Raw genomic sequence first — 25992 nt, 5'->3', positions numbered from 1 at the left:
CAATTTTTAATTGAATGTATCCGATGCGTGTTCAAAAACTGATGCTCCCGCTGGCGCTGCTGACCATCGCCGGTATCTTCTCCTGTAAAAATGCCGAAAAAAAAGAGCGGCAAAAAGTAATCCGTGTAGAAAAACCGGTCACAAAGGTGGATGTCACCATCGACACCAGTAATGCCTTTAACCAGTTGTTTATCGACAGCAGCCTTGTAAACGGCTTCCTGGCGGCGGACAGTAGTTTGAGCGACACCCTGGTTAACCGTATAAAAAGCTTTTATAACAGCCGGAACTACCAGTATGCCTGGTTTTCTCCTGAAGGAATCCCGGAGCACACCATTTCATTCTGGAACCTGCTGAAGAATTACCTGAACTATTCGAAAGATTCTTCCGTTTACAATAAGGCGCTGAGCGCAAAGATGGAGGCATTGATCACCTCCCGCGAATCGGTAAAAGTTAAAAACGACTCCACCTTCCAGCAGCTGGAGCTCTCGCTTACCAAATACTTCCATTTATACGCCGATCATGAATATGCCTATGATGCCAACTTCGATATGAAGACCCTCGAATGGTATATTCCCAAGAAAAAGCTTACCCTCGAAGCAATGCTCGATTCCGTTATAGCGGCCAGGGGGCAATTTTCAGAGGCTTTTGCGCCCCGCAATCCTCAATATACCGCCCTGCGGAAAAAACTGCAGCAATACAAAGCCATTAAGGATGCCGGCGGCTGGCCCCGGGTAAACAGCAAGGTGGAAGAAATGAAAACAGGCTACAAGGATGCCGCTGTGCTGGCATTAAAAAAACGCCTGAAAACCGAGGGCTTCCTAGAAGGGGAAGACAGCACATTCACCAATGTGTACGACACCGCACTGGCCGAAGCAGTTAACACCGTAAAAGAAGTATACGGTTACAAACCCGACGGCAAGGCCGGGAAAACTTTTCTTAAAGACCTGAATGTATCGGTGGATGAGCGGATCCAGCAGATCCTGATCAATATGGAGCGGATGCGCTGGATCCCCATTGAAACCCGGGATTCCGGCCGGGCCATTATGGTAAACATCCCCGAATATAAAATGCATGTGTATGAAAACGGGCGTCCTGCCTGGGATATGAATGTAGTGGTAGGAAAAGAAAGTAATAATACCACCGTATTTACCGGTATGCTCAAAACGGTAGTGTTCAGTCCCTATTGGAATGTACCTACCAGCATCGTGAAAAAAGAAATGGGAGGTCGCCCCAGCGCGGCCTATTTAGCCCGCAACCACATGGAAATCGTAAACGGTCAGGTGCGTCAGAAACCCGGTCCCTGGAATTCATTGGGCCTGGTAAAATTCCTGTTCCCCAACAGCTACGATATTTATTTTCACGACTCACCTGCCAAAAGTTTATTTAATAAAGACAAACGCAGCTTCAGCCACGGATGTATCCGGCTGAAAGAGCCCGCAAAATTTGCGCAGTACGTGCTGGACGATACCGCTAAATGGAGCCCGTTGAAGATCGACTCAGCCATGAACAGCGGCAAGGAAAAATTTGTGCGCGTAAAACGGCCGATCCCCGTGCTGATTACTTATTTCACCGCCTGGGTGGATGATAATGACCGGCTTAATTTCCGCGAAGACATTTATGGTCACGATGCCATTATTGCCAAAAAAATGTTCCTGAACAGTGTAGGCACTACCTGGAGCCGCCAGAAGGCGGTACGCGACAGCCTGCAGCAGATCAAAGACTCCATAAAGAAAAAGGAGCTGGAACGGAAGGAAAAACTAAAACAAGACAGTTTGAAACGGGCGAAGATTTAGCTCCAGGTTTAACGTTCAAGGTTTCAGGCGTGCCCGTCGTGGCGGGTTGACTCCCGGTTTCATACCTGATAAGCGCCCTTCCTTCCTGGTTCTCATCAGCTGATTACGGATCACTGATAGCTGAAAACCGTTTCAAACCCGGGAGCCCCCGGCTATTGCCATTAATCATTGCCTATTCACTATTCACCTATTCCCTAATTTTGCCGGATGACACTGGAAGAAGTAACTACGGCCGCGCAGGCAAAAGCCTTCCTGGCGGTTAACGTACACATTAATAAAAATGACCCTAATTATATACGGCCGCTGGATAAGGATATTGAAGAAGTATTTGATCCTGCCCGGAACAAGGCCTTCCGTTTTGGCGAAGCCATCCGTTGGGTGCTGAAAGACGATCAGGGCAACCTGATCGGGCGTGTTGCCGCTTTTGTAAATAAAAAATACAGGACCAAGGGCGATGACGGACCTGTAGGCGGTGTGGGCTTTTTCGACTGCATCCATAACCAGAAAGCTGCCAACCTGCTGCTGGATGCGGCAAAGCAATGGCTGGAAGCGCGCGGGATGACGGCCATGGATGGTCCGATCAATTTTGGTGAACGCGACAAATGGTGGGGGTTGCTGTCTGAAGGTTTTGAACCGCCGTTATACTGCATGAACTATAACCAGCCCTATTATAAAGAGCTGTTTGAAACCTATGGCTTCAAACCTTTTTTCTACCAGGCCTGTTTTTCCCTCCGCGTAAAAAACCGTGTACAGGAAAAGTTTTATGAACGGCATGCAGCACTTGCCGCCGATCCGGATTACGCTTCGGATAATATTAAAAAGAACAACCTGGCTAAATATGCCCGGGATTTTACCATAGTTTACAACAAAGCCTGGGCCGGGCATGGAGGTCTTAAACAACTGGAAGAAAAAGTAGCCCTCAAAATGTTCCAGAGCATGAAAGCCGTACTGGATGAGCGCATTTGCTGGCTGATCTATTATAAAAAAGAACCGATCGGTATCTGGCTGAACCTGCCCGATTTGAACCAGTGGTTTAAATTGCTGAACGGCAAATTCGGATTGCTGGACAAACTGAAATTCCTTTGGTATAAAAAAACAAAGCCCTGCAATAAGTTTGTAGGTTTGGTATTTGGCATTATACCCGAATTCCAGGGAAAGGGTGCCGATGCCTATATGATCATTGAAGGCTGTAAACAGATCCAGCAGCTGACTATTAAAAACGGAGAATATATCATTGGGAAACCAATCTATGATCAATATGAAATGCAATGGATCGGTGAGTTCAATCCCAAAATGATCAACGTGGCTGAAGCCCTTGGTACTTACAAAAGCCGGCGGCTGACCACCTACCGTTATAACTTCGACCGGGAAAAGGAATTCAAGATGCACCCGGTATTATAAATAAAAAAAGCGGGCAGATTGCCCGCTTTAAAATTGATGATAAAATCATCTTATCGGTTACAATCTGCAGTCCAGGTATTGCCGTCCTTACCCACTGCGATATTAAGATTGTTCGCATTAAAACGGATAAAGCCTGTATATCCGTTCACTGTACCAATATACCCCTGATCTCCCTTTGAGATCTGCACATTTGATATTGTCGGAATATTATCTGAAAATTTAAAATCATAACGGTCACCCACCTTAGTTACAAAGACAGAACCGTTGGAGTTTGACACATCCTTGTCGCCATGGTAAGATACGCTTCCTTTGTAGGTACCTGCAAACAAATCATTATCGGCAGGATTATCATTTTTACTGCAAGAGGACAATACCACCGTTCCCGCAATCAGTGCCAGGCTTAAGAACTTTAAAAGTTGCTTCATAGAAATTTGGATTTTATTTGGTTAAAAAATATGATACGTTAACCAAGACAAGCACAATGCCAAACTATCGATATACGATTTTGTTTTAACATTTTCTATATCAAAAAGAACCGCCCAAAAGCGTGGACCGGCTGATTCCCTTCAACTACATTCCGTTGAGTTCCACCCCATTTGCATCACCGGTGGAGAATGATTAGCTTTGCGCAAAAGCGCTACAATGAAATTTACATTTTATGGCCAGTCCTGTTTCCTGATTGAGATCAACGGAAAAAAATTCCTGTTCGATCCTTTTATCACAGGCAATGAGCTGGCAAAAGATATTGACATCCGGACCCTCGACGCCGATTATATCCTGGTAAGCCATGGCCATGGCGATCATACGGCAGACCTGATCCCCATCGCCCAACGAACCGGCGCATTGGTGATCAGTAATTTTGAGATCGTTAGCTGGCTGCAGCAACAGGGCATCACCCATGTGCACCCGATGAATTTCGGAAGTTATGATTTTGATTTTGGCACGCTGACCTACATGCAGGCACTGCATTCCAGCAGTTTTCCCGATGGCAGCTATGCCGGTGCTGCCGGCGGTTTTATCCTGGCATCGCCCCATTATAACTTTTATTATAGCGGCGATACCAGCCTGATGCTGGACATGCAACTGGTACCCCACTACGCAAAAATCGACGCTGCTATCTTGCCCATCGGCGGCAATTTTACCATGAATGCACGCGATGCTGTAAAAGCCAGTGATTTTATCCAATGCAATAATATCATCGGGGTGCATTTTGATACCTTCGGCTATATTAAGATTGACCATGCAGCAGCCGTCGATCTTTTTAAAGCAGCTGGCAAAACTTTGCTGATCCCGCAGATCGGTTGTTCTTACGACGTGTAGCGAAGAGTTTCAGGTTTAATGTTTCAGGCTAGATCCGTGCTGCACTCGATACAAGATGCACAGCTCCCGGTTTCCACTACATAAAGCCTGAAGGATGGATCAGGAAGCAGTAACGGCATCTTACTTCTGCATTTCATATTTTACATTCTTTATTTTACATTCCCGAAGGCGCCGGAGATGCAACTTTTACCCAAGTACTCAGTTATTTTACCCTCTGTCATTATCATCTTTATTTTTTAATGAATTTTATGTTTCAATAAAATTCATTCATATGCAAGTGCGCATCGCTTCCTTTGGTCTACTGGCCGTTTGTTTCATCGCTGTTTCCTTTACAGCCACTCAGCGCTGGCAGTCTTCCTTTGTGGTACTGAACAGCAACGGAACGCTGACATATAAGGCCGATGAAAAAGGGAATACGATTCCCGATTTCAGCAAAGTAGGCTATCGCACCGGGAATGTTCCCATTCCTGATGTGCCGGTGATAAAAACCATCAACCCCGGACCGGATGCAGAAAGCGCAATTCAGCATGCGATCGACGTTCTGGCAAAAAAAGCGCCGGATAAAACCGGCTTCCGGGGCGCTATCCTGCTGAAGAAAGGCAGGTACTCCATCCAAAAAAATATAAAGATTAGCGCCAGCGGGATTGTACTGCGGGGCGAAGGCAATGAAACGCTCCTGGTGGCCGAAGGCACGGAAAGACGGGCGCTGATCGATGTAACGGGAACCGGTGACCCCAAAGAAATAAACGGAACCCGCACGCCTGTTACCGCGGATGTACCTGTAGGCGCCACAGCCATCCCCGTAAAATCTGCCGCGGCCTTTAAACCCGGCGATGCGGTGATCATCCACTGGGTTGCCAGGGATCAATGGATCGAAGATCTGAAGATGAACCAGATCGTTGAACGGCCGGGTACCAAACAATGGCGGGCCAAAGAATATGATTTTAAATTTCAGCGAACCATTATCCGTATTGAAGGGAACACGCTCTTCACCGACAATCCCGTGGTAATGGCTATGGAAGCCCGGTACAATACAGCGGAGGTTTATGCATACCATTTTCCCGGCAGGATCGCTAACGTGGGCGTAGAAAACCTTTCCTGTGCATCGGCCTATACTTCCGACACTGCAGAAGATCATTCCTGGGATGCCGTTGCATTGAACCGGGTTGAAAACGGCTGGGTGCGACATGTAAACGCCCGGTATTTTGCTTATTCCTGCGTAAACCTGGGCGCTTTGTCGAGGAACATCTCGGTACTCAACTGCTCCATCTCCGATCATAAATCCATCATTACCGGAGGGCGTCGTTATTCGTTTAACAATACCGGGCAGATGAACCTTTTTATGAACTGTGCGGCCAGCGACGGCCGCCATGATTATGTAACCGGCGCCCGGGTATGCGGCCCCAATGTATTTTACAATTGTACCGCGTCGCGCACGCATGCAGACATCGGACCGCACCACCGGTGGGCCATGGGCACCTTATACGACAATATTACCACCGATGGCGAAATCAATATACAGGACCGCGGCAACTGGGGCAGCGGCCACGGCTGGGCCGGTGTAAACCAGATCGTTTGGAACTGCACCGCGAAAAGTGCTACCGTACAAAGCCCCTGGGTATCCGGTAAAAATTATTGCATCGGGCTAAAGGGACAGAAATCAGCGGGAAGACTGGCCCAGCGGCCGGATGGCGAATGGGAGGGACAGAACAAAGCAGGCCTCGAGCCAGCTTCGCTTTATATGGCACAGCTCAAAGCCAGGGCGCTTCATCACTAACGACGCTGGTCTTAAAGACCTGGCAGTTTTCTCTGCTCCGGCATTACAAAGGTTCTACTCAAAGCAATGGTTCCTGCCCTTTTTTTGTAATAAACATATTTGTGATAAAAAAAAATATCACAAATTTCTTATTACAAAAAGGCTTATCACAACAAGAAAGGGCTCTATAACAGACCGGTGTCAATTTTATAAATTGGCGGTTCTCTTAAATGGTTTGTGAAAATACAAACCCTAACGGTAGTGTCCGCATTGCCCCGGCCAGGAAATTGATAGAAACAATTTGATACCGGTTTATTACCTGCCTTCCTCCGGTGCCTCCGGAGAGGGACGCAGGGTCCGCTGCGAGAGATCCTGCGGAGAAAAGGCGCTGCGGTGCACCAACGCCTGATGACAATCTCAACCTAACACATATAATGACAACCGCCGTTTTTGCCGTCCCTGGCAGGATCAGCGCAATAACGCCGTAGCGCACCAAAGCAGCGGTGCCTGGCCATGAAGGTCGCCCGTGATCCGTTTTCGATCCAGGTAATACTGGTGGTCATTTTTCTTATTGGTTCCTTCACATACCTCGGTAATATCTCCATCGGCATTAATATACTGAGTGAGCGATAGCCAGGCTTTCCGGGCAGCAGGTCCGTATACCTTCGGATCCAGCCATCCTTCTTTTACACCGGTGATAAACGCACAGGTAAACATGCCCGTGCAGGAGGTTTCCTTCCAGGATTTGGGATCATCAATCAGTTGCCGCCACATACCATCTTCCGCCTGGTATTTCAGCAGGGTAGCCATCATTTTTTTATACCCTTCCATGATCCGGGGTCTGTTGGGATTGTCTTTTGGAAGCGAGCGCAGCAGCTCGCTCATCCCTACCGCCATCCATCCGTCTCCCCTTCCCCAGAAATACGGTACGTCGGGTGCATGGTAAAATAATCCGTTGGGTTGTTGCAGCGAATCCAGGTAAAATACCATCTCGTTAGCCGCCTTATCGATATACCTGCGGTCCCCTGTGGCGCGATAGGCCTGCGACTGTACTGCCGTAATCATAAACATATCATCGATCCATAAGCGGGTTTGCCAGGTAAGCCCTTTGTTATAAAACCGGTGCGATTCCGCCGTTACCCTTTTCCCTTCGGGCGGCCCCCACTGCTTATCGGCAAAATGTTTTCCCAGCTTCAGGTAACGGGCGTCCTTTGTTTGCATATACAACTCAAACGGTACAGAACCGAACACAGTGTAGTCTACATGATCCGGTATGGGTACCAGGGTATCCCGGCTTCCCAACAGCGGCTCAAAACGGGCAGCCAGTTGCCGGGTAAGCTTTTTATTTCCCGTAACCTTAGCAAAGGTCAGCGCGCCATACCAGGTACAGGTTTCGGGGTAGGTAATTACCTTGGGCGGACCCGGCCGGTTAAAATTGGTATGCGGTGTGGCAACAAACCGGTTGGCGATGATATTGCCGATGTCTTTGGGTCCACTGCCTGCCGGCCAGTTTTTAAGATCCGCAGCCGTGTTTTTCGATTGTGCATAGAGGCTGGCGCTCATAAGCAGCCCAACAGCCGTTGCAGCCAAAAAAGAAACAGATTTCATTGAAAATGTTTTTTAATTTTTTTAATGATTGTTGATGGTTTCGCCCGGCCAGTCGTCGGTGCGGAACGGCGATGCCGGCAAACCCGCTTTGTTAAACAATACCGCATGTGGTACGGCACTCCAGCCAAACCGTACAGCAACCGGCTGCGGCACGGCGTTGCTCATTACCACAATTGAATTTCCTTCTATGCGGGCGGTAGCAGGCACAAACTGCCGGTTGGCTCCGGCAATGGTAAAGCCGGTCAACAGCCCGTCTTTTGCGATCAATCCGCCATCTGCAAAGGAAAAGCGAATGCGCATTTTATGGCCCTCCTGCAGCGCCGATTGATACTGCGGACCGGAATAGACCAGGCGCTGTTTACCGTACGTTTTTGCGAGGGCCCACAACGCCAGCCGATGCCCCACCACTGCCTTATTTCGCGGATGGATGTCGAGTGAATCGCCGGCATCGGTGATCACCGCCATACCTGTACCCGGCACCGTTTTATAGGCGAGCAGCTGTGCTTCGCGGATCTCCGGGCTTTGCTGGTAATGGGGCGCGATCTGCACAAAATAGAAAGGAAAATCCGCCTTCCATTCGGCCCGCCAGCTACGGATCATCGCCGGGAAGAGCTGGCGGTACTGGTAGGCCCTGCCGGCATTGGATTCACCCTGGTACCAGATCACCCCCTTCAGTGTAAACGGGATGAGGGGATGAATCATGGCATTGTAAAGCTTTGTGGGCGACTTGGAATTCTTTTCCGGTTCCACAGGACGCGCCGGTTTCTTGCGAAGCCCCTGCCGATGGGCCGCTGAATCTTTCAGCCATTGGTTCAGTTCCTGTTGGTATGTTACCAGGTCATCCGGATATGTTTTTACTGCCGTTTCATAACGATCGAGTATGAGCCGGAACTCCCTGCTGGTATCCAGCACTTCCTTCCGCGTCCAGGATTCTGCGGGTGTTCCGCCCCAGGAAGAATGGATCAATCCTACCGGCACACCTGTTGCTTCCCGGATCTCTTTGCCGAAATAATAAGCTACGGCAGAAAAGGTAGCCGCAGTTTCCGGTGTGGTGGGCGCCCAGTTCCCCTGTACGTCGGGCTGCGGCGTTCCGGCCACTTCCTGCTGTACGGTAAAGAGCCGCAGGCGCGGATCCGCGGCTTTCGCCACCTCCTCTTCATAGTTTGTTACCCCCGTACGCCAGGCTTTTTGTTTGGCCAACGGGAACTCCATATTGGACTGACCCGAGCAAAGCCATACTTCGCCCAGCAATACATCCCCAATTTCAATGGTATTAGTACCCTTGAAGCGGATCGTATACGGACCTCCTGCAGCAATGGTTTTTACACGGGTCAGCCAACGTCCGTCGGCTCCGGCTGTAACCGTTACCGGCTGCCGGTTCCAGCTGCATTGGATGGTGATGCGCTCTCCCGGGTTGGCCCAGCCCCATAAGGCCGCCGTGGTTTTTTGCTGTAGTACCATGTGATCGGCAATCACCGCCGGGAGTTTTACAGCAGCGAGCCCTTCAACGCTGATGCATAAGAATAATACATAAATCAGTTTTCTCCATTTCATTTGTTATTGTCTTTAAATGTGTCTGTACAATTTTCCAAATCCTGATCAAATGCCTGCATTGGGCTAATCAAAAAAAATTGCCGCTGTTATGCGGAGGTTTTTATTTGTATTGCAAAATCAATGAGCCTGTGAACTGATATTCTTTCATTGCCCCGCAAACGGCGGAAGGAGCGGAAGCGGTTCTCTATTTCCGCGCCCCCTAGTATCACAGAGATGCCCAGGCTCCACTTTGTTGCGCTCGGCATGACGAAAGTGTGATTGGTTGTCCATGTGTCATATCATCTGCCATTGGCAGCTTTTTATTTGCATTGCAAAATCAATGAGCAGAAACGCCTCGACTGTGACTGGCATGACGAAAGAATCATTGATCTTAGCCTTACCATTCCTTACTTCAGTGGTTCTGCAATAATACCCTTCAGTTTAAACAATTCCTTTCCCTGCCGGTAAGGGCTCACTTTAATGGTATACAGGCCCGCCTTTTGCACCGTAAGAATCGTAACGGGATGTTTGATAAACAACAGGGGCGCCGATTTATCAAACTCCGAAGTCCTTAAGGTACGGAACATATAGCTTTTACCATCTACTTCCAGGCATCCTTCCTGTTTGGCGCTTTCCTGCGGACAGGCATATTCCAATACCAGTTTATAATCACCCGGCTCTGTAATGCGGATGGTAAAGGCAGCCACATCCTCCGGTGACTGCATACCGGTAATACAGGTAGTATGCTTCCAGTCGCCAAAATAATGACTATAGGTAAGCGACTGTATTTTTGAAGCACCGCTTGTTTTGCCAAAGATGGCTTCTATATGATTGGCTGCATACTGTGCAGATACCGTAACGGGTGCCGCGGCATTATAAACCGGCGGCTGGCCTTTGTATTCCACCACCAGTACGTTGTCGGATGCAGGCGTGTCCGGAAGAGCGGCCATGTCTACTATAAGATCTGCTCCCTGCTTCCGGAAAGGAAGCGTCTTCTTATCCGTTAAAGCCGATACCCTGATAACAGCATTGGGAAAACCCGGCACCAGCAGTTTCCCGTTTTCAGGGCGCTCCCATACATGCAGGAACAGCTTACCTGGTTTGGAAGTGGTTACACCCCAGGGCTGCGCGGGTATCCAGCCGGCGGCAGAGCTGTAGATGCTTGCTCCGTTCTTTTGCAGCCAGGCACCGGTTTCTTTCAGGTACTTTACAGAATAGTAAGGAATATTCCCTTTCCCGTCGGGCCCCACATTCAGCATCAGGTTACCGCCTTTAGACGCTACATTAGAAAGCAAACGGATGATTTCATGCGCGGATTTAAAATTCATATCATGCGCAATATATCCCCAGGAATCATTATGCGTATAGATCGACTCCCAGGCGCCTTTGATGGGCACCGGCGGCACTTCAGAATCCCCAAAATCCTTGTAGTCGCCCAGGCCCTGTCCTACCCTGCTGCTGAACAAACTTTTCGGCTGTAATACCCGCAGTTCATCAATAAAGGCCTGCGTCTGTTCTTTGGTCATGCCGCCCGGTGTATCAAACCAAACGATGCCCAGCGGCCCGTAATTGGTCAGCAGTTCTTTTAGCTGTGGTATGGCCTTTTGGCGGTAGTACTGCTGATAATCTTTTTTGGATTCGTCAAAATCCCAGGTATTGCGTCCCCCGTTCGGTTCATACCAATCCTGGAACTGTGAGTAATAAAATCCAAACTGTATGCCTCTTTTTCTGGTTGCCATGGCCAGCGCCTTCATGGGATCTTTTTTATAAGGCGTTGCATCCACAATATCGAAGTCGGTTACTTTTGAATCGAACATGGAAAAGCCTTCATGGTGTTTGGCCGTAATCACCATGTATTTGATGCCGGCATCCTTTGCCAGCTGCGCCCATTCATCGGCATTAAAATTTACCGGGTTAAAACTTTCCGCTACTTTGCGGTAGCGGCTCACCGGAATCTTTGCCTGGTTCATGATCCACTCCCCGCTGCCGTAATAGTTCTTTCCATCCCAGGTGCCGGCCAGCTGGGAGTATAGTCCCCAGTGAATGAATAATCCGAACTTGGCTTCTTTGAACCATTGAACATTGGAGTGTTCTTTGACAACGGATGATTTATCCCACATTTCCTCCATTCCCTGCTGTGCAAAACAACTGCAGGAGATACCCAAAGCAAGTATTGCTGAACGTAATTTCATGTTTATTGTATGTTACTCTCCATTCACTAAAAAATACACGATCCGAACGGCATGGCCTTTTGATTGCGGGTGCTGCTGATCAGCAACTGTTATATCCAGATGATGCCTTCCTTTTTTTAATCCATCCCTCAGCAACAGGTACCAGGGCAGGTGCAAACCCTTGCTCCACTGGGTATAAAGATCCGCCGTCTGCTCCGGCCCTCCATCGATCGAATAACGGATCATGCCGGCATCCGGCCCCGAAACCACAGCAATGCCTACGGAGCTGCCCCGGAATGAAAAACGGGTTGATGCCCCTGCTGTTGCTCCCTCCAGCACCGGCACCTTTACAAACCCCGGCCGGGTACCCACACCGTCTGCCGGTTGCCAGTCTGGATGCAATACAAACCCTGTTTTAACCGAAGCATCTTTTACAGGTGCATATTTTCCTCCCGCATAATGAAGCGGGTCCATAGCCGGCGGAATTTCTCTTCCAGCAATAGCCCGCGGCACGGCTCCTTCCAACTGCTTTTGCAGCAAGGTCTTTATAGCATTGAAATACAACTCCTGCCCAAAAGGCGCGGGATGCAGGTTTTTAAAGTCGTATTCCCAGGTAAATTCCTGGTGTGCGATTCTTGCGTTTACTTCTGCGGCAAGGTTAATAAAGGGCAATCTGTAATGCCGCGCTATGGCCTCATGTAGGCTAATTTCCGGAGGTTCTTTTCCTGCCTGGAAATCGGCTAGCTTAAACTCATCGGCAAAGCCCATCAATACAATATCCATCGCCGGATTGCTGCCGAGCGCGTGCCGCACGATGCCTTCCAATGCCCGCCGCTGCTGGATCTCCGGCGTACCATTTACCCGGTCATTCACTGCAGCTTCAAGGAAGAGCAGGTCTACCCGTCCCTGGTCCAGCACATCTTTTTGCAGGCGGAAGGCATGGGGCAGGCTTCCCAGGGAAGGAATGCCCGCGTTTAAAAAACGGAAATGCGTTTCCGGGTACCGCTCCGCGAGATATTGTTCTACCTTATTGCGCCAGCCCGTCATATTGGTGATCGAGCCACCCAGAAATGCTACGGTTACTGTTTCCTTATGCCGGACGCGGAATAACAGGTTATCCAGTTTTCCATAAGCGCGGATATAGGCATCTGCCGGCAAAGGCTGAGGTTGTTTCCGTACATTTTCGAAAATAAAATCCGCCAGCGACGTTACATTTTCTATCGGAAAATGATGCCCCTCCAGGTCCTGCTTTCCGCGGGTCATCGGAATAACGGTTGCCGGCCCTCCATGTCGTATATAGTTTTGAACCAGGGCCAGGCTGTTCTCTTCCGCCGGAACGATCTGGTCCTGCAGTCCGATCACGTGCACAACAGGAACCTTGTAGGCAGCCAGTGCTTCAAGATTGTCCTTTGGCTGATCGGGGTATTGCAGGGCCTCCATTTCCGTAAGCCCGTATACCTTCAGCAATTTCTGCCATTCTGCGGGAGCGCCTTTGCCTTTTCCTTTCCCTGCAGGCCAGCTGGTAAAGTCACATACCGGTGCCTCTGCATATATGCAGCTTACTTTTGACGGATTGCGCTTTGCCCAACCGTATGCATATAATCCGCCCCGGCTTACGGCTTCCAGTGCCGGCCGTGCTGCAAAATGTAGTTGTGTAGTGAGGTAGACATACAGGTCATCCCACCGGTTCATGGCACTGGCATGCCCGAAGCGGTCGCTGGCATCGATATAGGCGATATACAGGCCTTTACGCAACAAGAGACTGTCCATATCGGTATGCCATTCGGGGAAATAAGCGCGCCACACCCAGAGATTGTCTTCCATTGGTGCAGGAGGTATTGTATACCAGGCTTCATTACCATTCAGCTTAAAGGTTACCCGCTTAAATCCCTTCCATACGACTTCCTTCCGATCGGTAATGACCTGTGCGCCGCTTTTATACGTTAAAGCCCCCGCAACAAACAATAGCAACAACCATTTTTTATATTCCATGCATCTGCATTTATCTCCGGCGTGACCAGATTGAGGATCACAAAATAAACGAAGTTTTACACACTACCCGTAAGCATTGCAGAAATTCATTGTTCCTTTTTGGCATTCCTGTAACCTATTTTTTCATGGTTCCGGTAAGCGGCTTTTCCTTTATCTGTTTTGTTTTCCGTTATTTTTATAACACCTTCCGGACCAGTTTTGCGGGATCTGTACTGGAGGGTACCAGCAAAATGCGATCCTGTACTTTTGTGTCCATTACCAGTATATCCGCTTTTAGCTGCTGCAGTTGCCGGCCGTTCTTGTAAACCATAACCTTGCTGCCCGGCCATGGGTTTTGAACCCGGCAGGTTTCCCCTGCATTGGATATCAATTCTACAAACTCAACCCTTCCTTTTCTCACAGAAGCGGAAGCCAGAAAATTTCCCCGGCAGAGCAGGCTGAATTGCGCATCCCAGTTGTTGGGCCAGGCCGGAAATACCCGGATCACCGGATCACCGCCCGGCGCGGGTGGAGCGCTCTGGCACAGGGCCAGGTGCAGGGCATCTGAAGCCCGCCCGATGCGCTGGATATTGGTGGTGTAAAAACCTTCGCTCAGATCCATCCGGTTTTCGAGAACCGGATTCCGCACCGCCCCTTTCAGCTGGTTAGGAATCAGTGCGCGTACTGCATCTGCCCGTCCGAGTACGGCGGCGGCTGCCGGTATTTTTGACAATACATGCGGAAAGGTTTCTTTAAAGGATGTATTGCGGAAATACCCGTTAAAGGTATTATGGGCAATGCGCAGCATGGCGGGGTTGCCCCCGGGGTTACAAAGATCAAAGAACCATACCGGCATGGTATTGCCATCCGGCAGGCGTTTGCCGTTTCCGCGGATGGGGCTGGTAGGTGGCAGTGATCCTACCCAGGCCTCCGGCTGCGATGCCATATCCGGATAATCTTTTGTGGTCGTCAGCGGTGAAAGATGCGTCATGAATTCCTTCCAAACCGGTCGCATGGCGGCATCGGTGTTTAGCAGCTCTGAAGCTTTGATCACCACCGGGAAAATGCCCATCATCGATGATATCTCTTCCACGGTATTATGACCACCCCAGATGGACTCGTTATCGTTTACATGCCGGATATGATACCTCCCATCCTTTTCTTTTTTTACATTCGGAAAATTGCGGTAGAACTCCGCCATACCCTTTAACATGGGATAGGCCTTTTCCCGCAGCCAGTTGAGGTCCTTTGTGTATTCGTACTTTTGCCAGTATTGATACGCAATCTTGGCACCACGCGAAAAAATATGGTTTACCGGACCATAGGGCCCATCCCCGCGTTCGGTATATTCCCACAATCCATCTTTCCATTTACCGATATGTTTCCAGTTCCACCGGCTGAGAAAGGGTTGTTTGGCAAAAGCGTAATCCATAAATCTTTTTGAACGCTGTTCCCAGGGCTTCCGGATCAGGTAGAGGTCGCGCATCTCTGCAGCAATGTCGTCCGGTAATGCCGGCACCCCGTCGAAACCAACCGTTTCCGGTATAAAGATGCCCTTCGATCCCCATTGCTGTAAAGCCGCCCGCTCAAACGAGGGATATGCGTTGGTATACATCTGAAACATCGGATTCATTAATTCGAGGTGGTTCGTGGGATACAGGGCTTCATAATAACAGCTTTGATTTGCTCCCCAGAAAGCGCCACCCCATTGCCGCGCATCGCCACCGGTGGTCCACAGCATACCATTGAATTTTGTGGGGAAATCACCGCGGGAACTGGATCCCATTACATAGAGAAAATAAGTGTAATTTTTTTCGATCTCATCCGCTACTCCGTCTGCGCTGTTCAGGTGCACAAAGGACTGCTGCCAGAAATGACTCCACCACATCCGGTTGGATGCTTCGATTCCGTCGTAACCTTTTTGCTGTGCCGCTTCCAGCTTGCGCAGGGCAGCCGATACTACATCCACAGTTGAGTCAAAGGAAGCAGCGCTTGCTATAAAAACATGGGCATCGGTCGTTCCTCCGGCGATGTTCAACCGCACCGCCATTGCATTGGTTTTTTCGGCAGTGGCCTTGGCTCCCGTAACTCCGATCACCACCGCGGAACTGCAGTAATAATCGTCTTCTTTAAATACCTGTTTCAACAGGATGCGTTCGCCCCTTGTTTCGATCGTAGATATAGCAGCGTGATTACCGCGCAGCGAAACCGGCATCCGCAGCATCCGGAGATTCACCGTCAACGGCCTTGTCGTGGCACGGTTATCTTTAATCGCCACCGCCATCACATCGGCTTCATTCCAGGCCAGCACTTTTGCCTGCACGGCCTTGCCCGATATGGTTGATACAGCGTTGTAACAAGACAACTGCTGCCGGAAGTCCTTACCCTCAAATACCGGCTCACCGAAATCCAGATCAACAAAGCCGGTACCACCGCAATAGTCGGTGTTCCGCTCAAAAAAATTATTGGAAGCCGAGTTGCTGGCAAACACATCCACCCGGTTGACCTGCATGCTCACCTGGGATGGCGTGGTCCATACCAGGCTTCCCATACGCCCGTTGCCCACCGGCTGTCCGGCTTCGCTCCGGGATGCCGGCCGATCGTATACGAGGTCGGCCCGCGACACCAGCTTTTGATAATCGACATTAAACAAAGAACGATTCTTATTTGCTTCCTGGCTACGAGCTACCAGCACAAGAAAGAGTCCGGTAATAATGGTACTGATTTTCCTCATAATGATTCGTTGATTTCAGGAGTGATGGTTACTGTTTTCTGATCCCAATCTACAGTAACAGTTGTGCCATCCGAGAACGTGGTGCGCTCTCTGGTGAACTCCTTATTTAAAAATTCATGATTGGTCATTTCTGCAAAAGCCAGCCGTTTGTTTAACGCGCTCATCCGTTTTACCAGCGACAATGCGGCCGGCCCCGCATCAAAATCCCGGCCCAGTTGCGGGAGCCCGGCATTGAGTAAGCCGTAAAGATCCGGGGGATTATAGGTTGTAAGAATGGCATCGTGATAAACCAGGTCCCATAACGGAACCGTAATGCCATTCCGGGCCTTGAGGGGTGAAGAGAAATCGACAAAGGGCACCGTCCAGTCGCAGGCCGTTTCCGTTCCCACAATGCCCAGGTGGACTTTAGCCCAGCGATACAGTTTGATGCGCTCATTTATTGCGTCGGTACGTGTTACCCGGTTTTGAGGGTTAAAGTCTTCGTCGGGTGGTACATACCCAAACACATCGAGATAAGAAGCCTGTGGTTTTATATCATGATCAAAAAGCCACTGGTAATTCTTCTTCATATGCCCCAGCATAAACCGGCCGTTCAGGTACGACATCTTGCCTCCGTCCCAGTAGTCCATATAGGGAACCTTGCCTTCCTTAAAATCGCCAAAACGGGTTCCAGGGAAGATGGTGGGTGGCGAAGCGCTGTCTTCTTCATGAATGGCGAATTCCGTATTGAAAGAAGGTGCATCTACATAATAATCCCGGTACTGGTCGTGCAATCCAAAAAGGTAGCCCATTGCTTTTAGTTCCCGGTTCAACCTTAGCATTCCTTCCCAGCCACCCGCTGCGGGGGCGGGAGGAAGTACATCCGGGTGTTGGCGGTCGTAACCCAGCTTTGGCCAGCCGGTGAGCACCACCATCAGGCTGGGTAGTCCTTTATTTTTCCATTCCCGGAATTGCTGCGCCCGCTGATCGAAGGTCACCATCGCATGCCGGGTAGCGGAATCGCGCTTCCAGCGTGCACTTCCGGGAAGATAGTCGGTAAGAATCCCGGAGCGGACAATGGGCGTGCCGATCAGATCGGCTACCCGCGGCTTTGCGGCCACCTTGTCTTTCAGCGAAACAAACCGGCCTTGCTCCATGGCATATTGCCGGTAACGTTTTGCCAGGTTTACATAGTTCCCTTTTTCAAAAAAGCACATCCGTACGGTGCGGGGATAGCCCAGCTTTCCCAGGCTGGGGCGCCAGCGCGGGCCGATCAACGTGGGCCCTCCGGCCGGATGACGGAACTGGTAGGCAGCATCATCAGGGGTTTCCACAATCAGCATCATCGCCGCCATGCCTTTTTGAAAGCCCCACCAGGACATGGACCAGTCTTCGATCACGTTGCTCTGCAATTCGCTATGGTCGGAGGGCGTAATGGTTCCGTCCGGCTCCGAGGTACGTATGGGATGATAGGGCTTGGGCCAGTTGCGCGGCAACAACACCCCGCGTACATTACTCAACAGGGTATAATCGATGTCCGATGCATCCAATGCCGCCGGCCAGTCGAGCTTGCGTACCAATGTTTGGTTTTCATCCGCAGCAATATCAAATACCAGTTCTTCTGCAGGTCCTTCCAGCGCCAGGGTTAGGAATAATTTCAGATCAGCGCCAGCCCAGCCCTCCAGTAGGATCCGGATTCCGGATTTATATCCCGTGTTATAGTAACTGATCTCTTTCCTGGATGCACTGGCAAGCCGGAGTGTTTTTTCTTTACCCTGCTTCTTTACTACAAGATCTCCGTCCTGCGACGGGAAAAAGCTCCAATTACCGGTGGCTGTTTTTACCTGCATGGACAGATCGTTCCTCTTGAGCACAACGGTGTTTTTTTTACCCGCAATTGTCCATTCATTGTTGTGCTTACGCACCGATACCTCCGGTGCGCCGAAGACTTTATTTTCAAACGCCAGGTCTGTTGCTCCGGTTCCGGGCTGCTGAGCATTTACACCTATGCCGGTTAACAGCACCAGCGCAACGCAGCAGCAATAGAGCAGGTAGCTAGTCTTTCTGCTTTGTACTTTATGTTGCATCATAACTTTTGTTTTTGAATGATTGTTGTGTATCTGAAGGACTATGCCACGAAGGCGCTAAGACACCAAGTAACACAAAGACGTTTAGTTATCTCTTATTATACCTGAATAGTTCTGCTAGAAAATTGCTCACAGATTTCTCAGATTTACTGGATTTTTACCACGAAGGCCCTAAGACAAAGCAACACAAAGACTTTTTGTTATTTATTTTCTCCCCTTTGTGTTTCTCCGTGCTTTCGCATCTTCCGGGTTCTACCGGTAATCCGGATTCTGAAAGTCTATCCCCATCATATCCACTTCTGTTTGGGGAACGGGCCAGTAATAAAAGCGGTCTTCAAATACACGGGTTACATTACCCGGATCTTTATAGCCGTTCAATACGTCTTTTGCAATTTTCCAGCGTTTGATATCATAATACCGCAATCCTTCAAATGCCAGTTCCACCCGGCGTTCGTTCCTTATGGCGGCACGGGTTAAAGGGGCTGTTTTTGCGGGCATGGCAACGCCCGGACGCGCTCGCACATCATTAATGGCCTTCAATGCCAGCGGATCACTCGTACTGCCGCCGCCCAGCTCCACCATTGCTTCTGCATACATCAGCAGTACATCCGCATAACGCAGTTTTACGATGGCCTGCGAGCTTCCGGCAGGACCACCGGAACCGTCATTAACCGTTAGGTTAATATACTTTCGAATGCCGAGATTATTTACTGAAGGGGATTCTGCTTTAAACTTGGCTTCATTGTTAAACCCGATCGTTGGATTGTAGGCCCATGGATCACCAGGGGTAAAGATGGTGAGCTTCAGCCGCGGATCCCGGTTCTGATAAAAATCATTGCGCATCCGATTCTTCGGATCATAGAACGAAGGCACGATGGGAGCTACCGGGGCGGTACCATCTTTCATTTCATAACAATCAACCAGGGTATGCAGGGGCACCATGGAAAACCGGGAACCATATAACAGATCGAGGTTATGGATAGCGGTGGGGCTGCTGGCCTTCACCGAAAACAGGATTTCCGGGTTGCCTTCCTGCTCGCCCCAAAAGATGCCCTGGTAACTTTTGGCCAGCGCTGCTTTACCTTCATCCATTACCTTCTTTGCAGCATCGGCTGCCTCCTGCCATAATCCGTTGTACAAACACATTCTTGCTTTCAACGCAAGCGCAGAAGCCCGTACCGGGTGCCCGTCAGCATAGGATACATTGAGAAGCCCGTTGGCAGCACTGTCCAGGTCCCGGATCATTTTTTTTACAATATCCATCCGCGGTGCTTTCTTGGTTTTAAATACATCCGGACCAAATCCCAGCAACTCCGTAATCAGCGGCACATCGCCATACAGCATGGTTAGTTCATTGTACATGAATGCCCGCAGAAAATACGCTTCTCCCTTCATACGCGCCTTGTCAGCCTCCGTCAGGTCCGGCACCCGGTGCAGGTTTCCGAGAAACCAGTTACAGCGGGCAATCCCTTTATAGGCATCCGTCCAAACACGCGTAACAATGCCCCCCGTGGTTGGTGTGATCACTCCCCTTGAAATGTCGGTATAATTATCAAGGGTTGAATTGCAATAGGCGTTGTCGGTTAATCCCTCAAACTGCAGGGAAGAAAAAGAACTCTGGTCGATGGCAAATGCCGGAGTCCGGAGTGAACTGTAACAACCGGTAAGGGCCAGTTCTGCATCTTTCCTGGAGGTCCAGAATGCTTCATTGGTTACTTTATCAAAAGGTTGTTTATCCAGAAAATGATCCCTCTGACAACCGGCCAGTAAAAGGAAGAGGGTTCCCCCCAACAGGAGCTGTTTTATATTATCAATCATCATAGTTGTAAGTTTAAAAAGTGACTTTAACACCAAACGTATATACGCTGGCCTGCGGATAAATGGCAAATCGTCCGCTGGTATTATCCGTAATCACCCGCTCGGGGTCGCCTTCAAAATCTGAAAAGGTAAGCAGGTTATCCCCGGAGAAATACACCCGCAACTGTTGCATCTTCATCCGTTGCAACAACCGGCTGTTGAAATTATAACCCAGCACCAGGTTTTTTAAACGCAGGTAGGACGCATCCTGCAACCAGAAAGAAGAAGCGGCGGTAATGGGCATGTATTGGTCCACATACATTCCCGGCAGCTTATTGGTAGGGTTGTCCGGAGTCCAGCGGTCTCTCCAGAACGTAGGCGGTGGCGACCATTGCCGGAATGCACCGTAGCCCCATTGATCCGTATACACTTTGATGCCGGCTACTCCCTGGAAGAATACGGTCAGATCAAATCCCTTGTAGGCCGCACCCAGGTTAAATCCATAATTGAATTTCGGATACTGACCCGGGATCACCACCCGGTCATAGGCATCCACTTTGCCATCCGGAGCGCCATCGGGTCCGCTCAGATCTGCAAAAATGAGATCGCCCGGCTTAGGCGCATACTGTTGTTTTGGTGCCGCATTGATCTGCTCCTGGTTTTGAAACACACCGATCCATTTCCACATATACCAGGAGTTCCAGGGAAGGCCTTCTCTTCTTAGTTTATTACTTTGGATTTCCTCTGCGCCGAGTTTGGTAACCCGATTTTTATAGGTATAATAATTAGCTCCTGCAAAAAAATCGACCTCGCCGAAACGGTCTTTATAATCCAGGCTGAATTCGAAGCCCTTGTTTTCCATGGCACCGGAATTAATGGTGGGGGCGCCCATACCTACAAAAGCGGGCACCTGCGCTATTCTGAGGATGTTTTTCGTTTGCTTGGAAAAGTAGTCGAAGGTACCGGAGAGCTTATTATGAAACAGGGCAAAGTCTACCCCGATCCCCGCAGCGGTTGTGGTTTCCCAGGTAATGTTTGAATCTGCAAGGTTGGCGTTTAATACGCCCGTAGCCACTTTGTCATAGATATAAATGCCATTATCCAGCAGGTTCTGATAGGGATAGTTGCCTATATTCTGATTCCCCAGCCGGCCCCAGGAACCGCGGATCTTTAAGTTGGAGAGCCAGGCGATGCCTTTCATAAAGTTTTCCTGCGATACCCGCCAACCGGCAGACATGGATGGAAACGCGCCCCATCTTCTTCCCTCCCGAAACCTGGAGGACCCGTCTTCTCTAAGACTAACCTCAAACAGGTAGCGGCTGTCAAATGCATAATTCAACCTTCCAAAGAATGATTTTAAAGCCCATTCATACCCATACCCGTTGGTCGTCTGCGCATCCGTTCCGCCGGCATTCAATGCAGGCAGGTTCTCCGAAGGAAAATCCCTGCGAAAACCGGCCAGCTGTTCATAGCTGAAATTCTCCTGGTTATATCCGCCCAGGGCAGTAAAATGATGCACATCATTGAAGACCCGGTCATAGGTGAGCGTGGAATAAAACGTGTAGTGAACGTCTTCCTGCTGGGTTTTTGTAAGCGTAATATAAGTACCCAGGTAATTTTGCTGTGGTGCATATACGCCATTGACATCCGGCTGAAACAGGAAGGTGGGCAGCGGTATATTTTGTCTTGTTTGCCTGTCGGTATTATAGGTTACGCCACCTTTTACCTGTGCCTTCAGCCCCTTTGCAATATTTACATCCACATAGCTGTTGGCCATTACACTGTAGGCTTTGTTATAATCTTTACTGGTCTGCATTACCGCATAGGCATTCTGGTTGGTGGTTTCAAAATCATAGGCTTTACTGGTAACCCGGCCGCTTCCATCCGGCAGGTAGGGCGACCAAAGCGGATGCTGGGCATAGATGCTGAGCACCAGGTTTTCGGTATTGCTGAAAGGATCCATCCGGTTGCCCTGCATAAAGCTGATGTTGCTGCCAAAGCCGATCACTTTGCTCATTTGGGTGCGAAAATTGAATTGGGCATTGTAGCGCTTATAGCCGGTCTTTATTAGAATGCCGTCCTGGTCAAGATACCCCAGCCCGAAATTGTACGTGGTTTTACCCTCACCGCCGTTTACACTCAGATAGTGCTGCTGGATCGGAGCATTTCTAAACATTAATTTTGTCCAGTCTGTGTTGGGATATTGCGCTGAACCATTCCCATTGCGATAAGCATCGATCTGTGCCTGCGTGTACAGCTTTCCCAGGTTTTGCCCGGTTCGGTTGATCCCCTCATTGCTAAGCTCCATAAATTCCACCGAATTCCAGATCAGTTGCGGTACTCCTGAAGGCTTCTGCAATCCCCAATTGTAGGAATAATCCACGTTGAGCCGCCCCCTGGTGCCGGTCTTTGTTGTTACAAGAATCACACCGTTGGCCGCCTGTACTCCGTAAATAGCAGCCGAAGCGGCATCTTTTAAAACAGAAATATTTTCGATGGCATTGGGGTTTACATTGGTAAGGGAACCCGGTATACCATCAATCAATACCAGCGGATTGTTGCCTGCCGAGCTAAAAGTGCCCACGCCATGGATCTGGATGGAAGGATTTTCCAAACCGGGTTGTGCAGAGTTCTGCACCACCTGCAGGCCGGGTACCTTTCCCTGCAGTAACAAAGAAGGATTGGCAGCCGGCCGTTTTACCAGTTCCTGCCCCGAAATCGTTGATACGGCTCCGGTGAGGTTTACTTTCTTTTGGGTGCCATAACCAACCACAATCACTTCCTCCAGTTTACGCTCTGCACGTTCCAGCACTATGGTGGCTGTTAGCTGGCTTACTGGTATCTCTCTTGCCACAAAGCCAACGACCGAAATCACCAGTACCGCTTGCTCATCTTTTACATTGATCAGGAAGCTCCCGTCTTCTTTTGTAACCGCACCATTGGTGGTGCCTTTCTCAACGATGTTGGCTCCTGGCACCGGCGCTCCGGCATCGTCTACTACGGTGGCCTTTACCGGTACTGCCGCCTGCTCCGGCTCGTTGCCGATGATTACGATCAGCCCCTTATTCATCCGTTTATAGGAAAACCCGGTCGTTTCCAACAGCTGCTGCATCACCTCATCAATGGCAGCATTTTTGGCATACACGTCTATCCGTTGCTTGCTCAGCGCCACACTGTCGCTATATACAAAGCGGTAATCATAACGCTCCTCAATGCCTTTTAAAACTGAAGTAATGGCAATATTGGATTGTTTTAAACTGATCCGTTCCTGGGAAAACGTATCGATGGCGATCGCCTGAGTAGAAGTGAGCAGGGCGATAAAGACGACAAGTTTCATTATCAACAGGTATTTGATAATTAATTGCACCCCATCGCGCATGGCAGGGCAATCTTTAATTTTCATATTTTTGTAATGATTAAAGTGATGGAATATTGCTGTCCAGGCAATGATTTCTGTCCTTATCCGGCGGAAAATGTTACGAGCATTTTCCGCTTTCTTTTTCTGTTTTATGTTTCCTTTTTCATATGGAATCGTTTTGAAGGGTTATTTAAAAAGCAATACGTTATTTTTATCCATCGTATACCGGATGCCGGATGCCAGCCGGAAGGATTCCAGTACATCCGCCAGGCTCTCATCCTGGAATGTACCGCTGAGCTTACGGTTTAGCAATAGCGTATCATTTACACGTATCGTACAGCCATAATGCCGTTCCAACGTTTTTATAATCGCTCCCAGGCGCTCCTGGTTAAATACCAGCTGATTCTTTAACCAGCGGGTTTCCGGAGCGGCGGATGCGGCAGTATCATAATTTATCTTCACCACGGCAATTTCCGGGAGCTCTTTTTCAGCCGGAGCGTTGGCGGCACTGTTCCGCACGATCACTTTCTCCATAGGCTTCAAAATAATCTTGCCGGTTTCTTTCCGTTTAAATGCAACTTCCACGATGCCTTCCATTAATGTAGCCTGTGCATCGGCCTCGTCTTTATAAGAACGCAGGTTGAAGGCGGTTCCCACGGCCCGTACGTCCATTAATGATGTGTGTACAATGAAAGGATGGGCTTTATCTTTGGCCACTTCAAAATAAGCTTCCCCCGATAGGTATACCGATCTTGTTTTAGCCCCAAATGTATGATCGTAGGTAAGCCGGGTGTCGGCATTTACCCAAACCTTGCTCCCATCGGGTAGGATCAGGTTGGTGCGCGAGCCCTTATCGGTGGCAATGACATTGGACGCTTCCGACAGCGGCTGCGATCGTTCTCTAAAAAAATAAACCGCTCCGCCTGTAATCAATATAAAAATCACTGCCGCTGCCACCATCCATCGTGCCGTCATCCGCGCAAAACGGCCTCTGCTTTGCTTTTCGGCCTGGCCGATCCGCGCCCATAATCGTTTTAATTCTGCAGTACTTCCCCCGGCGGTATCGCGGTTAAACAGCGGGGGCGCTTCTGAAAGCAATTTCAGCGATCGCTGTATTTCCGCGTAGGTTTCATTTGCCGCCAGGGCTTCATGCAGCTCCTTTTGTTCCAGCAATGTGATTTCACCGCTTTCCTTTTTTCTTAGTAATTCAATAAACCGGTTTCTTTCCATAAAGACTGCGCTTACAGGTAAGAGGATTCCAGGGATAAAAACCCTTAGTGCTTTTTTAAAAAAATACAGGATAGGCTGGCAGCAGGCGCCCTATATGCCGGTACAGGAGCGATCCTTTAAAATAATAACACGTATTTTATTCAACCAAGGATTGGGCCTACAGACCCGAGCGCTTCCCCGGCTTATAAGTGGCCGTATGTTGCGGCAGTACCAGCTCCAGGCATTCTACAATCCGGCTATACGCCAGCCGCATATGGGCTTCCACTGTTTTGACGGAGATGTCCAGCAAATGCGCCACTTCTTTGTACCGGAGGCCGTCATCCTTGATCAGCCGGAAGACCAGCCGGCATTTGTACGGAAGGTCGTTGATCACTGTTTCCAGCAGTTGTTTTATTTCTTTGGTCATTACATCGGTTTCCGGGTTTTCACCGGACAGCGTAATACGTTCATTCTCCTCAAACACAAGCGGCATTAAGCGTTTCCTGGATTTCAGATAATGCACTGCATTATTTTTCAACGCACAATAAAGGTAATTGGCCGGGTGTTCGATTGCGGCCAGACTTTTGCGATTGAGCCACAGGGTTACAAAAAGATCCTGCACCAGATCCGGCGCTACCTCTTTATCCCCCACAATCGATAGGGCAAAAGCCTGCATCCCAGGTGCGAAATGCAGATATAGTTGTTCAAAGGACGCATGACAGTCGTTTGCCGCCGTTTGCTCTAACCATTCTTTTATCCGATTGTTCATATGCGCAAACTATTGATCATTGTCCGGAACCGCTGTGCAAGAATTTGCAGTGGCCTCCGGCCTTTATAATAACCACAAAGAACGCTAAAAATTGTGTGCCTTATTTGCAAAATGCTCAACATTATTGACATTTCCTTCCGGTGCCGGTGATAACGCTAGTTGCTTTGCTTAGTACAAACATATGGAAGCAATGGCAGTGCCATGTGCATCAAAGATTGTCTTGAAGGCAAGCCTGTGCAAGTTAAGAAGCCGGCCGCCGCGCATCGCCGCTCCGTCCCATCGCTGCGTGAAACGAACCGCAGAGAGCGCAAAGGTGTGCCAGGCCTTTGTTTGTAATTGCGGCCTATCTCTGCCGCTTCCTTTGAATTGAACCGACAGGCCGCAAGGGCCCAATGCGCTTTCTACTGTTTTGAATGAAGCCGCACGCCGCGCATCGCCGCTCCGCCCCATCGCTGCGTGAAACGAACCGAAAAAAACTTAAAAATTGTATGCCTTATCTGCAAAAT

15 protein-coding genes are annotated in these 25992 nt (G+C 49.5%); 4 read left to right on the top strand and 11 right to left on the bottom strand.

Going from position 1 to position 25992, the window contains the following annotated elements; genetic code table 11:
• Positions 1-23 precede the first annotated feature (23 nt).
• Positions 24-1793: a L,D-transpeptidase family protein gene (locus tag LL912_RS23765; protein ID WP_235556124.1), complete on the top strand. Its 1770-nt coding sequence runs from the start codon at positions 24-26 to the stop codon at positions 1791-1793.
• Positions 1794-2000: 207 nt separating this feature from the next.
• The gene (locus LL912_RS23760) at positions 2001-3194 is read left to right on the top strand and encodes a hypothetical protein (RefSeq protein ID WP_235556123.1); all 1194 of its coding nucleotides are present in this window, start codon (positions 2001-2003) and stop codon (positions 3192-3194) included.
• 50 nt (positions 3195-3244) lie between these two features.
• Here LL912_RS23760 and LL912_RS23755 read toward each other — a convergent pair whose 3' ends face one another.
• Positions 3245-3619, bottom strand: a complete 375-nt coding sequence (locus LL912_RS23755; protein ID WP_235556122.1) for a hypothetical protein — start codon at positions 3617-3619, stop codon at positions 3245-3247.
• 217 nt (positions 3620-3836) lie between these two features.
• Here LL912_RS23755 and LL912_RS23750 point away from each other — a divergent pair, with 217 nt between their 5' ends.
• Positions 3837-4514, top strand: a complete 678-nt coding sequence (locus LL912_RS23750) for a metal-dependent hydrolase (RefSeq protein ID WP_235556121.1) — start codon at positions 3837-3839, stop codon at positions 4512-4514.
• A 271-nt stretch (positions 4515-4785) separates the two neighbouring features.
• Positions 4786-6291 carry a hypothetical protein gene (locus LL912_RS23745; protein WP_235556120.1) on the top strand — a complete coding sequence of 502 codons (1506 nt, stop codon included), beginning with the start codon at positions 4786-4788 and terminating at the stop codon, positions 6289-6291.
• 447 nt (positions 6292-6738) lie between these two features.
• On the opposite strand, the gene LL912_RS23740 is transcribed toward LL912_RS23745, so the two are convergent.
• From LL912_RS23740 to LL912_RS23695, 10 genes are all read right to left on the bottom strand, one after another.
• Positions 6739-7878 (bottom strand): glycoside hydrolase family 88/105 protein, encoded by a 1140-nt coding sequence (locus tag LL912_RS23740; protein WP_235556119.1) that lies wholly within the window; start codon positions 7876-7878, stop codon positions 6739-6741.
• Between the two features lie 21 nt (positions 7879-7899).
• A complete protein-coding gene (locus LL912_RS23735; protein ID WP_235556118.1) occupies positions 7900-9432 on the bottom strand; it encodes a sialate O-acetylesterase in 1533 nt (510 codons plus the stop codon).
• 386 nt (positions 9433-9818) lie between these two features.
• Positions 9819-11603, bottom strand: coding sequence for an alpha-L-fucosidase (locus tag LL912_RS23730; protein WP_235556117.1), 1785 nt, complete (start codon positions 11601-11603; stop codon positions 9819-9821).
• Positions 11604-11615: 12 nt separating this feature from the next.
• Positions 11616-13574 (bottom strand): SGNH/GDSL hydrolase family protein, encoded by a 1959-nt coding sequence (locus tag LL912_RS23725; protein WP_235556116.1) that lies wholly within the window; start codon positions 13572-13574, stop codon positions 11616-11618.
• A gap of 175 nt (positions 13575-13749) precedes the next feature.
• On the bottom strand, positions 13750-16287 hold the full coding sequence (locus LL912_RS23720) for a glycosyl hydrolase family 95 catalytic domain-containing protein (protein WP_235556115.1): 2538 nt from the start codon (positions 16285-16287) through the stop codon (positions 13750-13752).
• Positions 16284-18356 (bottom strand): DUF5696 domain-containing protein, encoded by a 2073-nt coding sequence (locus LL912_RS23715; protein WP_235556114.1) that lies wholly within the window; start codon positions 18354-18356, stop codon positions 16284-16286. The genes LL912_RS23720 and LL912_RS23715 overlap by 4 nt, the downstream gene beginning before the upstream one ends.
• 249 nt (positions 18357-18605) lie before the next feature.
• Entirely contained in the window at positions 18606-20174 is a 1569-nt protein-coding gene (locus tag LL912_RS23710) for a RagB/SusD family nutrient uptake outer membrane protein (RefSeq protein ID WP_235556113.1), read from the bottom strand.
• 10 nt (positions 20175-20184) lie between these two features.
• Positions 20185-23553 carry a TonB-dependent receptor gene (locus LL912_RS23705; protein ID WP_235556112.1) on the bottom strand — a complete coding sequence of 1123 codons (3369 nt, stop codon included), beginning with the start codon at positions 23551-23553 and terminating at the stop codon, positions 20185-20187.
• A 141-nt stretch (positions 23554-23694) separates the two neighbouring features.
• Positions 23695-24738: a FecR family protein gene (locus LL912_RS23700; RefSeq protein ID WP_235556111.1), complete on the bottom strand. Its 1044-nt coding sequence runs from the start codon at positions 24736-24738 to the stop codon at positions 23695-23697.
• A 157-nt stretch (positions 24739-24895) separates the two neighbouring features.
• A complete protein-coding gene (locus LL912_RS23695) occupies positions 24896-25486 on the bottom strand; it encodes an RNA polymerase sigma factor (protein ID WP_235556110.1) in 591 nt (196 codons plus the stop codon).
• Positions 25487-25992: the final 506 nt, after the last annotated feature.

The sequence above is a fragment of the Niabella agricola genome (assembly GCF_021538615.1).
Lineage (GTDB): Bacteria > Bacteroidota > Bacteroidia > Chitinophagales > Chitinophagaceae > Niabella > Niabella agricola.
This window is presented reverse-complemented; position numbering and strand designations above follow the sequence as displayed.